This window comes from Ornithinimicrobium carbonis (assembly GCF_977012275.1).
In genome coordinates this window covers 1768356-1781611 of record NZ_OZ348993.1, presented here as the reverse complement: position 1 = coordinate 1781611, position 13256 = coordinate 1768356, and the positions used below count along the sequence as shown (strand labels likewise).

General features: G+C 73.6%; 13 protein-coding genes. 11 read left to right on the top strand and 2 right to left on the bottom strand.

Features of this window, described 5'->3' with window-relative positions; all coding sequences use genetic code 11:
* Positions 1–139: 139 nt before the first annotated feature.
* Positions 140–973 carry an MBL fold metallo-hydrolase gene (locus tag ACWHYA_RS07995; protein WP_425943176.1) on the bottom strand — a complete coding sequence of 278 codons (834 nt, stop codon included), beginning with the start codon at positions 971–973 and terminating at the stop codon, positions 140–142.
* A 196-nt stretch (positions 974–1169) separates the two neighbouring features.
* Between ACWHYA_RS07995 and ACWHYA_RS07990 the strand changes: the two genes are divergently transcribed.
* Positions 1170–1613 (top strand): universal stress protein, encoded by a 444-nt coding sequence (locus ACWHYA_RS07990; RefSeq protein ID WP_425943177.1) that lies wholly within the window; start codon positions 1170–1172, stop codon positions 1611–1613.
* Positions 1613–3265 (top strand): sodium:solute symporter, encoded by a 1653-nt coding sequence (locus ACWHYA_RS07985; protein WP_425943178.1) that lies wholly within the window; start codon positions 1613–1615, stop codon positions 3263–3265. Before ACWHYA_RS07990 ends, ACWHYA_RS07985 begins: the two co-directional genes overlap by 1 nt.
* 173 nt (positions 3266–3438) lie before the next feature.
* Here the strand turns inward: ACWHYA_RS07985 and ACWHYA_RS07980 are convergent, their stop codons facing one another.
* Positions 3439–5106 (bottom strand): formate--tetrahydrofolate ligase, encoded by a 1668-nt coding sequence (locus ACWHYA_RS07980; RefSeq protein WP_425943179.1) that lies wholly within the window; start codon positions 5104–5106, stop codon positions 3439–3441.
* A gap of 332 nt (positions 5107–5438) precedes the next feature.
* Between ACWHYA_RS07980 and ACWHYA_RS07975 the strand changes: the two genes are divergently transcribed.
* The 9 genes from ACWHYA_RS07975 (at position 5439) to ACWHYA_RS07935 (ending at position 13237) form a co-directional block, all read left to right on the top strand.
* Positions 5439–5723 (top strand): DUF3263 domain-containing protein, encoded by a 285-nt coding sequence (locus tag ACWHYA_RS07975; protein ID WP_425943180.1) that lies wholly within the window; start codon positions 5439–5441, stop codon positions 5721–5723.
* 55 nt (positions 5724–5778) lie between these two features.
* The gene (locus ACWHYA_RS07970) at positions 5779–6459 is read left to right on the top strand and encodes a uracil-DNA glycosylase (protein ID WP_425943181.1); all 681 of its coding nucleotides are present in this window, start codon (positions 5779–5781) and stop codon (positions 6457–6459) included.
* 14 nt (positions 6460–6473) lie between these two features.
* Positions 6474–7316 (top strand): SGNH/GDSL hydrolase family protein, encoded by an 843-nt coding sequence (locus tag ACWHYA_RS07965; protein ID WP_425943306.1) that lies wholly within the window; start codon positions 6474–6476, stop codon positions 7314–7316.
* A 72-nt stretch (positions 7317–7388) separates the two neighbouring features.
* The gene (locus ACWHYA_RS07960) at positions 7389–8330 is read left to right on the top strand and encodes a phosphotransferase family protein (protein ID WP_425943182.1); all 942 of its coding nucleotides are present in this window, start codon (positions 7389–7391) and stop codon (positions 8328–8330) included.
* Between the two features lie 230 nt (positions 8331–8560).
* Positions 8561–8953: a TOBE domain-containing protein gene (locus tag ACWHYA_RS07955; RefSeq protein WP_425943183.1), complete on the top strand. Its 393-nt coding sequence runs from the start codon at positions 8561–8563 to the stop codon at positions 8951–8953.
* Entirely contained in the window at positions 8950–9804 is an 855-nt protein-coding gene (gene modA / locus ACWHYA_RS07950) for a molybdate ABC transporter substrate-binding protein (protein WP_425943184.1), read from the top strand. Before ACWHYA_RS07955 ends, modA begins: the two co-directional genes overlap by 4 nt.
* Positions 9801–10586 carry an ABC transporter permease gene (locus ACWHYA_RS07945; RefSeq protein WP_425943185.1) on the top strand — a complete coding sequence of 262 codons (786 nt, stop codon included), beginning with the start codon at positions 9801–9803 and terminating at the stop codon, positions 10584–10586. Before modA ends, ACWHYA_RS07945 begins: the two co-directional genes overlap by 4 nt.
* A complete protein-coding gene (locus ACWHYA_RS07940) occupies positions 10583–11701 on the top strand; it encodes an ABC transporter ATP-binding protein (RefSeq protein ID WP_425943186.1) in 1119 nt (372 codons plus the stop codon). Before ACWHYA_RS07945 ends, ACWHYA_RS07940 begins: the two co-directional genes overlap by 4 nt.
* Before the next feature lie 387 nt (positions 11702–12088).
* Complete coding sequence (locus tag ACWHYA_RS07935) at positions 12089–13237, top strand: acyl-CoA dehydrogenase family protein (RefSeq protein ID WP_425943187.1); 1149 nt, start codon at positions 12089–12091, stop codon at positions 13235–13237.
* The last annotated feature ends 19 nt before the right edge of the window (positions 13238–13256 follow it).

The window sequence follows — 13256 nt, the reverse complement described above, 5'->3', positions numbered from 1 at the left end:
CCCGCGACGGACGGGCCGGTCCCCTCGGGCTCACGTCGCCCGGGCTCCCGACCCTCGACACTGCCGGTCGGTCTTATCACTCTCACGTCGAGAGTGCTAGGTCCATGATTAGCACTCGACCCCTCCGAGTGCAAATGCCTCAGCGCAGCTCGAGCGCCCGCACCGCCGCGTCGCGCAGCGTCTGGTCCTGCAGCCCGAGCCCGCGGCCCGCGCTCACCAGCGCGTCGACCCCCGCCAGCCCGCCGGCCAGGACCTCGTCGAAGCGCTCCCCCAGGTGGGCCAGCCGGGCCGCCTGCTCCTCGACGAAGCCGCGGTCGACGACGGCTCCGTGCCCCGGGACCCAGACGTCGGACCCCCCGGCGGAGGGCTTGGCCAGGAGCGCCTCGAGCGTGGGCGCCCACTCCTGGGGGAAGGCGTCCTCCATCATCGGGTCGGCACCCTCCTCCACGAGGTCGCCGGCGAAGACGACGCCCGCGTCGGGCACGGACACGGCCAGGTCGTGATCGGTGTGCCCACGGCCGGAGAAGAGCAGCTCCACGGAGCGTCCGCCCAGGTCGAGAGGGGTGTCCTGCTCCACGAGGTAGAACGGCAGCACGATCTCGGTGTCGAGGATGTCCGCGGCGATCGCCTCCCGGTGGGTGGCCCGCATGTGCGCCACGATCTGCTCGCGCTGGTGCTCACCGGTGCGGCGCAGGTCCTCCACCGCACCGGCGTGCGCGTAGATCTGGGAGTCGCGGAAGGCGGAGTTGCCGAAGCAGTGGTCGTAGTGCGCGTGGGTGTTCACGACCGTGATCTCCAGGTCCGTGATCTCCCGGACCGCCTCGGCCAGCTCCACCCCGTGCTGGTGGTAGCTGCGGGTGTCCACGAGGAGGGCCCGGTCGTCGCCGACGACCAGCCCGCAGTTGAGGTTGAGCTCCTCGTGCCGACGGACGTAGACCCCGGGCGCCACGCTGCGCCAGGTGACTTCTGCCATGCCCCCACTCTACGGGCGGGGCGTGCGTGCCCCCTCCGCCCGGGGGTCCGTCATACGGGTCCGACGGGTATGGCGCACCCCGCCGGTCCGGGCGCGCCCCGCTGCGGGCCAGGTCCCGGTAGTTCGTGTGGCGCGGGTCACACATCCGCTCTAGGGTGCCGCGCAGACGGCACCGTTCGACTCGGAGGAGCTTCCCATGACGTTCGCCGCGCGCATCCTGCTGGCCACCGACGGCTCGACGACCGCGGCGCTCGCCCGGGAGCGCGCGGTCGAGCTGGCCCGGTACACCGGTGCCGAGCTGCACGTGGTGCACGTGGCGCTGGCCAGTCCCTGGACCACCCCGCGCCCGCTGGGCGAGCAGCACCGCAGCCGCCTGCTGGACGAGGCCCGCCCGGTGCTCGACGCCGAGGTGGCCGCGGTGCGACGGGCGGGTCTGGAGGCCGAGCCGCACCTGCGCCTGGGCCGACCGCCGCACGAGGTCCTCAGGGTCCAGGACGAGATCGGGGCCGACCTGGTCGTCATCGGCAGCCGCGGCCTGAACGCCTTCTCCCGCGTCCTGCTCGGGGACGACGCCGAGACCATCCTGCGCCACGCCCCCTGCGACGTCCTCGTCGTCCGACCCGCCTCGAAGGAGCAGTGATGCTGCCAGCCTCGACCACCTCCGGGGGTGGCATGCCCGAGTTCACCGTCACCGGCCTCGACCTGGCCGTCATCATCGGCTACCTCGTGCTGAGCCGGATCATCCCGCTCGTGGCCAGCGCGCGGATGAAGAAGAAGGCCAAGGCGGGCGGGAAGGAGACCGACGAGTCCGAGGACTACTTCCTGGGTGGTCGCAACTTCATCTGGCCCTTCGTCGGGCTCTCGCTGGTCGCGACCAACATGTCCGGCGCGACCTTCGTCGGCCTCGCCGGCGGTGCCTACGACCAGGGCATCTCGATCTTCGCCTACGAGTGGATGTCGGCGGTCATCCTGGTCATCTTCATCTTCTTCATCCTGCCCTTCTACCTGCGCTCCAAGGTCTTCACGCTCCCCGAGTACCTCGAGAACCGCTACGACCGTCGTTCCCGGATGGCCTTCGCGGGCTTCAACCTCTTCGCCAACATGTTCATCGACATGGCGGCCGCCCTCTTCGCCGGTGCGGTCGTGGTCAAGGTGCTCTACCCCGACATCCCGATGATCGTCTCGGTGGCCGTGCTGGCCATCCTCGCGGCCGTCTACACGGTGATCGGCGGGCTGGGCGCGGTGATGATCAGCGACTCGATCCAGGCGACCGTGACGATCATCGGCGGGGTCATCGTCCTCATCGCCACCTTCAACGCCATCGAGTCCTGGGACGCCGTCGTGCAGACCGCGGGCGACGAGAAGATGAGCCTCATCCTGCCCGCCGACCACCCCGACCTCCCGTGGCCCGGCCTGATCACCGGCGTGCTGATCATCGGTCTGTACTACTGGACCACCAACCAGCTCGTCGTCCAGCGCACCCTCGGCGCCCGCTCGCTCGACCACGGCCGGTGGGGCTCGTTGCTCGCCGGCCTCATCAAGCTGAGCTTCCTCTTCCTCTTCATCCTGCCCGGCGTCATGGCCCTCTCCCTCTACCCCGAGCTGGAGAGCTCCGACACGGTCTTCCCCACGCTGGTCTTCGACCTGCTGCCGGTCGGGCTCCGCGGGCTCATCCTGGCCGCCGTCATCGCCGCGATCACCTCGACGGTCGACTCGATCCTCAACTCCGCCTCCACCATCGTGACGATGGACTTCGTCAAGACCCTGCGTCCGGACACCTCCCAGCGGCGCCTGGTGTTCAGCGGCCGGGTCTCCACCGTCGTCGCCCTGGTGGTGGCCATCGTCTGGGCCCCGTTCATCGCGCAGTTCGACACGCTGTACCAGTACCTGCAGTCGGTGCTGTCCTTCCTCGTGCCCCCGGTGGTCGCCGTCTTCCTCGTCGGGATCGCCTCCAAGCGGATCAGCGCGACCGCGGCCTTCCTCACCCTCGTGATCCTCCAGCCGCTGGGCCTGGCCCTCTTCATCGTCACCCAGGTGCTGCCGGAGGAGCCGACGATCCAGTTCCTCTACGCCGCGGGGATCAGCTTCGGGCTCTCGGTCCTGATGCTCTTCGGGATCAGCCTGCTCGGCCCCTCTCCGGACGAGTCGAAGACCGGCGAGCTGACCTGGAAGAAGAAGTACTGGACGGAGGAGAGCAAGGAGCTGCGGGGCACCCCGTTCTGGGCCAACTACCGCTTCCTGTCCATCGGGCTGCTCGCGCTGACGGCGTTCCTCGTGGTCGTCTACGCCTGAGCCTGAGGACCCGGCCTGAGCCGGAGCCGGGCCTGAGCCGGAGCCGGGCCTGAGCCGCAGGAGCCCGGCCTGAGCCGGAGCCGGGCCTGAGCCGCAGGACCCGGGCCTGAGCCGGAGCCGGGCCTGAGCCGCAGGACCCGGGCCTGAGCCGCAGGAGCGGGGCGAGCTGCGGGCTAGGACAGCCCGGTGATCGTCCCGTCCTCGGCGACGTCCATCCCGACGGCCGCGGGCACCCGGGGCAGCCCGGGCATGCGCATGATGTCGCCCGTCAGGGCGACCACGAACCCGGCGCCTGCGTTGACGACGAGCTCGCGGACGGTGATCCTGAACCCCCGGGGTGCGCCCAGCAGGGTCGGGTCGTCGGAGAAGGAGTACTGCGTCTTGGCCATGCACACGGGCAGGCCGCCGTACCCCTGCGCCTCCAGCTCGGCCAGCTGCGTGCGCGCCGGTCCGGTGAGGTCGACTCCGTCTGCCCGGTAGATCTCCCGGGCGATCGTGCCGATCTTGGTCAGCAGGTCGTCCTCGGGGGCGTAGAGCGGCGCGAAGCGGCTCGGCCGCCCGCACAGCTCGACGACCGCGCGGGCGAGGTCCTCCCCGCCCTCCCCGCCGCGGGCGAAGACCTCGGACAGCTCGACGTCGGCCCCCAGCTGCGCGCACCGTGCGCGCACGAGGTCCAGCTCGGCGTCGGTGTCGGTCGGGAATCGGTTGAGGGCGACCACGACGGGGACGCCGTACTTGTGCAGGTTCTCCAGGTGCTGCTCCAGGTTGACCACTCCCCGCCCCAGGGCCTCCAGGTCCTCCTCGGCCAGCTCCTTCTTGTCCTTCCCGCCGTTGAGCTTCAGCGCGCGGACGGTGGCGACCAGCACGACCGCCGAGGGGGTCAGCCCGCCCGCCGGCGCGACGATGTCGAAGAACTTCTCCGCCCCGAGGTCGGCACCGAACCCCGCTTCCGTGACGACGTAGTCGGCCAGCTTCAGGGCCGTCCTCGTCGCCAGCACCGAGTTGTTGCCGTGCGCGATGTTGGCGAAGGGTCCCCCGTGGATGATCGCCGGCGTGTTCTCCAGGGTCTGCACCAGGTTGGGCTTGACCGCGTCCTTCATCAGCAGCGCCATCGCCCCGGCCGCCCCCAGGTCGGCGGCCGTCACGGGCCGCTTGTCGTAGGTCTGGCCCACGACCATCCGGCCGAGGCGCTCCTTGAGGTCCTCCACACCGGTCGCCAGGCACAGCGCCGCCATGATCTCGCTGGCCACGGTGATCTCGAAGCCGGACTCGCGGACGACGCCGTCGCCCACCTTGCCCAGGCCCACGACGACGTTGCGCAGCGCGCGGTCGTTCATGTCCAGGACGCGCTTCCAGGTGATGCGCTTGGGGTTGATGCCCAGCGGGTTGCCCTGGTGGATGGAGTTGTCGAGCAGCGCCGCGAGCAGGTTGTGCGCCGAGGTGATGGCGTGGAAGTCCCCGGTGAAGTGCAGGTTGATGTCCTCCATGGGCACCACCTGCGCGTAGCCGCCGCCCGCGGCCCCGCCCTTCATGCCGAAGACCGGCCCCAGCGAGGGCTCGCGCAGGGTCGTCACGGCCCGGTGGCCGAGCCGGTTCAGCGCCATGGACAGGCCCACGTTGGTCGTCGTCTTGCCCTCCCCCGCCGCGGTCGGGTTGATCGCCGTGCACAGGACGAGCCGCCCGTCGGGGCGGTCGGCGAGCCGGTCGAGGATCTCCAGGGACAGCTTGGCCTTGTCGTGGCCGTAGGGCTCGTAGTCCTGCGGCCCCAGCCCCAGGCCCTCGGCGATCTCACCGATCGGGCGCAGGGTGGCGGACTGGGCGATCTGCACGTCGGTCTTCACGGGCGGCTGGCCTCCTGGCACCGGGCGGGGCCGCCGTTGGCCCCGCGTGACGTCTCACGCTACCGACTGCTCCCGCGGGGGGTGCGGGGTGGTCGGGCGGCGCCGCGGGAGTGGTCGCCGAAGTCACCGGGCGTGGTCGAGCGACCAGGCGCCAGGGGCCCGTGGGACGTCTGTGACCTGCGGGACCGGAGTGTCCCACCTCCGTCCGGACGGGGCCGGGACACTCCCGGCAAATCACACCGGTGCAACTTCGGTGTCGTAGACTGACGACCAGTTCGAACGGCTCTGGCACGGGCGTGGCCAGGCACCAACCGGAACGAGAGGAAGTGTTCATGGGCGCGGCCCCGCGGGTCAACGATGTCGGGACCGACCTGTCCGAGCGCGACCGCCAGATCCTCGACTTCGAGCACCAGTGGTGGAAGTACGCCGGGTCCAAGGAGGACGCGGTCAAGGAGCTCTTCGACCTCAGCCCCACGCGCTACTACCAGCTGCTCAACCAGCTCATCGACAGCGAGGCCGCCCTCGCGCACGACCCGCTGCTCATCAAGCGTCTCCGGCGCCAGCGCGCCAGCCGTCAGCGCAGCCGCTCGGCGCGCCGCCTGGGCATCGAGCTCTGACCCGCCGGCGGCGCACCGCCTCGCCGCCCCCGGCACCACCGCATACCCTGTCCCGGTGCCCGCCACCGCCCCGCTGACCGAGCTGGTCCACCCCAGCTGGGCCGACGCGCTCGCCCCGGCTGCGCGGACCGTCACCGACCTGGGCGAGTTCCTGCGCGCCGAGCTGGCCGCCGGGCGCGGCTACCTCCCGCCCGGCCCGCAGGTGCTGCGCGTCTTCCAGCGGCCGCTGTCCGAGGTGCGCGTGCTGGTCGTGGGCCAGGACCCCTACCCCACGCCCGGCCACGCCGTCGGCCTCAGCTTCTCGGTCGCCCCCGACGTCTCGCCGCTGCCGCGCAGCCTGCAGAACATCTTCACCGAGCTCGTCGACGACCTCGGCTGCCCGTCGCCCTCGACCGGCGACCTGGGGCCGTGGTCCGAGCGTGGCGTGATGCTGCTCAACCGGGTGCTGACCGTGCGGCCCGGAGCCCCGGCCAGCCACCGGGGAAAGGGCTGGGAGCAGGTCAGCGAGCTGGCCATCGACGCGCTCGTGCGTCGCGGGGGCCCGCTGGTCGCGGTCCTGTGGGGCCGCGACGCCCGCAGCCTGGCCGCCCGTCTGGGCGACGTGCCCCGCGTCGAGAGCGCCCACCCGTCCCCGCTGTCGGCCCGGCACGGGTTCTTCGGCAGCCGCCCGTTCAGCCGCACCAACGCCCTGCTGCAGCAGCAGGGTGCCGACCCCGTCGACTGGAGGTTGCCGTGACCCCGCCCGCAGGTATGCCGTCCCTCCCCTCGGGTGCGCTCGTGCACGGGGAGGCCGGCAGCGTGCGCCCCGTGCCCCGGGCGTGGTCGCGCTACGTGGCGGTGGGTGACTCCTTCACCGAGGGGATGAGCGACGCTTCGCCGCACGACCCCGACCGCTACGTCGGCTGGGCCGACCGGCTCGCCTCGCTGCTCGCGGCGCACACCGACGAGCTCGGCTACGCCAACCTGGCGGTGCGCGGACGCAAGCTCGCGGACGTGGCCGGCCCGCAGCTGGACGCGGCGCTGGCGCTGGAGCCGGACCTGGTGAGCATCGTGGGCGGGGGCAACGACATCCTGCGGCCCCGGGCCGACGTCGACGCCCTGGCCGCCCGGCTCGAGGAGGCGGTCGCGCGGGTGCGGGCCACCGGGGCCGACGTGCTCATGGCCACGCCCACGGACCCCGTCGGGGCGCCGATCATCGGCCGCACCCGCGGACGGGCGGCGACCTACATCGCCCACATCTGGTCGATCGCGCAGCGGCAGGGGTGCTACGTGCTCAACCAGTGGGCCTGCGACTTCCTCCAGGACTGGCGGATGTGGGCCGACGACCGGATCCACATGACCTCCGAGGGGCACCGTCGGGTGGCGCTGGCCGCCTACGCCGCCCTCGGGCACAACCCCGCCGAGGCGGACTGGCACGTCCCCCTCCCCCCGCAGCAGCCGCCCGGGTTCGTCGCCGGCGCGCGCGAGCACGGCCGGTGGGCCCGCGAGCACGCCGGCCCCTGGGTGCGGCGCCGGGTGCAGGGCCGCTCCTCGGGCGACGGGCGCACCGCCAAGCGGCCGACGCTGCTGCCCGTCGAGCACCCGGCGGGCTGACCGCCCGGACCTCTGGCCGAGCCCGTCCGGACCCCCGCGTGCGGGTGAGGGGGGACCCTGCCACGATGAGGTATGGCACACCCGGTCCTGACCCCCGAGGAGACCACCCGGCGCACCGAGCTCGCGTGCGAGGCGGCGTTCACCGCCGCGAGCGACCTTGACCTGGACGTGACCGACACGGAGGTGCTGCACGACGCCTTCTCGGTCGTCGTCCGCCTCTCGCCGGCCCCCGTCGTGGCCCGGATCCCGGTGGTCCACCCGCCCGGGGTGACGGCCGAGCTCGTCGAGGAGCGCCAGTGCCGCGAGCTCGACGTCGCGGGCTGGCTGCACGAGCAGGGGGTCCCGGCCACCCGGCCCAGCCCCCTCCTGCCGCCCGAGCCGGTCCGTCAGGACGGCTTCTCGATCACCTTCTGGGAGCTGGTGGAGACCACGCCGGAGCACCGTCCCTACCGGGCGGCCGACCCGCAGGTGGCGGCGGCGCTGCACCTGGCCCTCGCGGCCTATCCCGGCGCGCTGCCCTTCCTGGCCCCCTTCAACGGCTCGCTCGCCGCGATGGTGGAGGCCGCCGAGGCCTCTCCCCTGCTGTCGGCCCAGGACGTCGACCGGCTGCACGCCCAGTGGCACGCGCTGGCCCCGGTGCTGGCCGACGAGGAGACCTTCCAGGCGCGCTTCGGCCCCACGACCGTGCAGCCGATCCAGGGCGACGCGCCGGCCCACAACGTCATCCGCAGCCCGCACGGGCTGGTCTTCGCCGACTTCGAGGACGTGTGCGTGGGCCCGGTGGAGTGGGACCTGGCCGGTCTGGGCGCCGAGGCGGTCGCCGCCTACGACGAGGCGGTGGAGAACCTGGACCTGCGCCCGACCGACCCCCGCCTGGTCGAGGCCATGGACGCGGCCCGCCGGGTGCAGATGGTGGCGAGCCTCTGCCTCGTCCCCCAGCTGCCGCTCCTGGAGCAGGGACTGGCCCCGTTCGTGCAGGAGTGGCGCGAGCAGGAGGTGACCCTGCGCATCTGAGGGCGGCCGCACCAGGCACACCTCCCGCGTCTGGGCGCGGTCGCACCGGGCATACCGGCGTGTGGGCGCAGCCGCACCAGGCACACTCCCGCACATGGGCGCGGTCGCCGTCGCGGACGAACGAGTGCACGCGTGGTTCCGGCTCCTGGGCGTCGCGGTCAGGACAGGCCGTGCACTCGTTCGATCCATCTGATCGTTCACGACGCATCTGCGATTGTATGCTGCGTCTTATGTCGCACCTGCGTGTCGCCGAGGCCGCGTCCCTGCTCGGAGTCTCCCCCGACACCGTCCGCCGGGCGATCGACGCGGGCCGGCTACGCTCCAGCCGCGACGACGCCGGCCGGATCGTCGTCGGGGGCGCCGAGCTGGCCGGCTACGCCCAGCGCACCGCCCAGGCCGCCGAGGCCGGCACCGGGACCTCCTCGCCACGGAACCAGATGCGGGGGCTGGTGACCCGCGTCGTCAGCGACACCGTCATGTCCCAGGTCGACGTGCAGGCCGGCCCGTTCCGGCTGGTGTCGCTGCTCTCGACCGAGGCGGTGCAGGAGCTGGGGCTGGAGGTGGGCAGCGTCGTGGTCGCCTCCATCAAGTCCACGCACGTCACCGTCGGGCTGCCCCGGTGAGGGTCGGGGCCGCGGACGTCCGGGCCACGCTGGTCCTGGCCACGGGGCTCCTGGCCACGGTGGCCGGCCTCGCGGGCTGCGCCCAGCCCCCCGGCGGCGTGGCGGACGACGGGGTTGCGGACCACGGTGTCGCGGACGACGGCGCTCCCACCTCCGACGGGCTCACCGTGCTGGCGGCCGCCTCGCTCACCGACGTCCTGTCGGACGTCGCCGACCTGGTCCGCGCCGAGCACCCCGGCCTGCAGGTCGACCTCGCCTTCGCCGCCAGCTCCACGGTGGTCCAGCAGGTGCAGCAGGGCGCCCCCGTGGACGTCGTGGTCCTGGCCGGGCCCGAGCCGCTGACGCTCCTCGACCCCGACCTCGTGCGCGGCGACCCGGTCGTCGTCGCCACGAACACCCTCGCCCTGGCTGTGCCGGTGGACCCCGCGGACCCGGGCAGCTCGGACCTCCCCGCCGACCAGGGAGCCCCGGTGGCCTCGGTGGAGGACCTCGAGCGCGACGGCATACGCCTCGTCGTGTGCCGTCCCGAGGCCCCCTGCGGGCGGGCCGCGCAGGCCCTGTTCGCCGACCTGGGCCTGGAGCCACGGATCGCCTCGTACGAGCCGGACGCCCGCGCCACGCTGACCAAGGTCGAGCTCGGCGAGGCGGACGCCGGGCTGGTCTGGCGCACCGACGTGCTCGCCGCGGAGGGACGGGTCCGCGAGGTCCCCCTGCCCGAGGGCGCGGAGGTGCGCAACGACTACCCGCTCGCCGTCGTCTCGGACGACCCCGCGGCTCGCTGGTTCGTCGAGGCCGTGACGTCCGCGCAGGGCCGGGAGGTCCTCGTCGACGCCGGGTTCGGGGCGCCGTGAGCACCAGGGTCCGGGGCGGACGCCTGCCCCTGATCGTGCCGGCCGGGCTGGCGGTCACCCTCGTGGTCCTGCCGATGCTCGCGCTCCTCCTGCGGGTGGAGTGGACGCAGCTGCCCACCCACCTGTCCCGTCCGGTCGTCGGCGAGTCCCTGCGGCTCTCGGCGGTGACCACCAGCGCCACCATGGTCGTCGTCTGGCTGGTCGGCACCCCGCTCGCGTGGCTCCTGGCCCGCTCGGACCACCGGTTGACCTCCTGGCTGCGCGCGCTGGTCACCGTCCCGCTGGTCCTGCCGCCCGTGGTCGGGGGCGTCGCGCTGCTGATGACGTACGGCCGGCGCGGCGTCGTCGGCGGCTGGCTCGAGCGGACGACGGGGCTGACGGTCCCGTTCACGACCGTGGCCGTCGTGCTCGCCGAGATCTTCGTGGCCCTGCCGTTCTACGTCATCACGGTCGAGGGGGCCATGCGCGGCCTGGACCGGCGCTACGACCAGCTCGCCACCACCCTCGGAGCGGGACCCGTGCGCACCTTCACCCGGGTCGCGCTGCCGATGGTGCTGCCCGGCATCGCGGCCGGTTCGGCGCTGGCGTGGGCCCGGGCGCTCGGGGAGTTCGGCGCGACGATCACCTTCGCCGGCAGCTTCCCGGGCCGCACCCAGACCGCGCCGCTCGGCGTGTACGCCGCCCTGGAGCAGGACCCGCAGGCCGCGATCGCGCTCTCGCTGGTCATGCTCCTCGTGGCCGTCGTCGTGCTCGGAGCCCTGCGCTCCCGGTGGCTGCCGTGAGTGCGGCACCCGCCCCGTCGCGGGAGGAGGTGGCCCTGGACGCGCGCCTCGTCGTGGACGCCGGCGAGTTCTCCCTCGACCTCACCCTCGCGTGCGCGGCCGGCGTGACGGCCCTGCTGGGACCGAACGGCTCCGGCAAGACGACCGCGCTCACGGCCCTCGCGGGGCTGCGCCGGCCGCGGGCCGGTCACGTCCGCGTCCCCGGTGCCCCCGAGCCGGACTGGCTCGACGTCGCCCGCGGCGTCGACCTGCCCGCCGACCGCCGCAGCGTCGGCCTGCTGCTGGCCGAGCCGCTCCTGTTCCCTCACCTCGACCTCGTCGAGAACGTGGCCTTCGGACCTCGCTCCCGGGGTGTACCGCGGCGTGCCGCGCGCGACCGGGCCCGCCTGGAGCTCGACCGCGTCGGCCTGTCGGACCTGGCCCGTCGCCGGCCGCGCGGGCTGTCCTCCGGGCAGGCCCAGCGGGCCGCCCTCGCCCGGGCCCTGGCCACCGACCCTGCGGTACTGCTGCTGGACGAGCCGCTGTCGGCGCTGGACCCGCAGACCCGGTCGAGCACCCGGGCGGACCTCACCCGCCGGCTGCAGGAGTTCGACGGGGTGACACTGCTGGTGACCCACGACCCGGTCGACGCCCTGACGATGGCCGGACGGCTCGTCTTCCTCGACGGGGGCCGGGTGTCCCAGGAGGGCACCCCGGCGCACGTCGTCGCCCATCCGCGCACGCCGTACGCGGCCCAGGTCGTGGGCCTGAACCTGCTCGCCGGGACGGTCCGCACCGGTCCTCCCGTCATCGTCGTCGTGGACGGGACCGGGGCCGAGGTGGTCACCGCCGAGGAGCCCGGCCGTCCTGCGGCCGGGTCCCGGGCACTGGTCACGGTCGACCCCGCCGCCGTGTCGGTCCACCGCGAGCGCCCGGCCGGCTCGCCCCGCAACGTGTGGCCGGTCGTGGTGACCGAGGTGACCATGGCCGGCCAGCGGGCCCGGATCGGCCTCGACGGGCCGGTCCCCCTCGTCGCCGAGATCACCGCCGGGGCGGTCGCCGAGCTCGGCGTCGTCGCGGGGACCCGGCTGTGGGCCTCGGTCAAGGCGACCGAGGTCCGGGTCCAGCCCGCCTGACGGACGAGAGGCACCGGTGGGGCGGTGGGTGCAGGGGTGAGGGGGGCGAGGGAGGCGGGGGCGAGACGGGTGAGGCGGGGGCGAGACGGGTGCTGCCAGCAGGCGACTGTGCAGGAACCGCGCCCTGACGCGGGACACGCCGCAGCGGCGACAGCACGGTGCACGACACGCCGCGGACAGCCGGCCCTGGTGCACGACACGCCGGGGACAACCGGCCCCCGGTGCACGACACGCCGGGGACAGCAGGCCCCGGTGCACGACACGCCGTTGTCCCACCCGCCGCGGACAACCGGCCGCCGGTGCACGACACGCCGTCGCCCCACCCGCCGGCCCCACCGTCCCACCCCGACTACCTCCTGACGCGGCGTCCGGCGCTAGCCTCGGCCCATGGTGCAACGAGTGCTCCCGACCGAGGAGGCGCGCGACCTGCTGGAGCTGGTGCGCGAGATCGCCGACGAGCAGCTGCTCCCCCAGGTGGACGAGGCCGAGGCGGCCTCCCGCTTCCCCCGCGAGGTGTTCACCCTGCTGGGCCGGGCCGGGCTGCTCTCGCTGCCCTACCCCGAGGAGCAGGGCGGCGGCGGCCAGCCGGCCGAGGTCTACCTGCAGGTCGTCGAGGAGATCGCCCGCGCCTGGATGTCGGTGGCGGTCGGCGTCTCGGTGCACGCCCTGACCTGCTTCCCGCTGGCGACCTTCGGCACGTCCGAGCAGCAGGAGCGCTGGCTGCCGGGGATGCTCTCCGGCGAGCAGCTGGGTGCCTACTGCCTCTCGGAGCCGCAGGCGGGCTCCGACGTCGCGGCGATCCGCACCCGGGCCGTCCGCGACGGGGACGGCTACGTCCTCACCGGCGGCAAGGCGTGGATCAGCCACGCCGGCCACGCCGACTTCTACACCACCTTCGCGCGCACCTCCGACGACGGCGGCCGCGGACTGTCCTGCTTCCTCGTGCCCGCCGACGCCGAGGGCCTGACCTTCGCCGAGCCCGAGCGCAAGATGGGGCTGCACAGCGACACCGTCGGCGAGGTCCTCCTCGAGGGGCTCCGCGTCGAGGAGGCCCGCCGCATCGGCGCCGAGGGGCAGGGTATGCAGCTCGCGCTCGCCGCGCTCGACTCCGGCCGCCTGGGCATCGCCGCGGCGGCCACCGGCCTGGCCCAGCGCGCGCTGGAGGTCTCGGCCGCCTACGCGACCGAGCGGGAGCAGTTCGGCCGCCCGATCGCCGAGAACCAGGGGCTGGCGTTCCTGCTCGCCGACATGGCCGCGGCCGTCGGTTCGGCCCGGGCGACCTACCTGCACGCCGCCCGGCTCAAGGACGCCGGTCAGCCGCACACCCAGGAGGCCTCGATCGCCAAGCTCGTCGCCACCGACGCCGCGATGCGCGTCACGACCGACGCGGTCCAGGTGCTCGGCGGCTACGGCTACACCACCGACTTCCCGGTCGAGCGCTTCATGCGCGAGGCCAAGGTGACCCAGATCTTCGAGGGCACCAACCAGATCCAGCGACTGGTGATCTCGCGCCAGGTCCTCGCGCAGCACCGCTGAGCCCGCCCCGCACACCCGG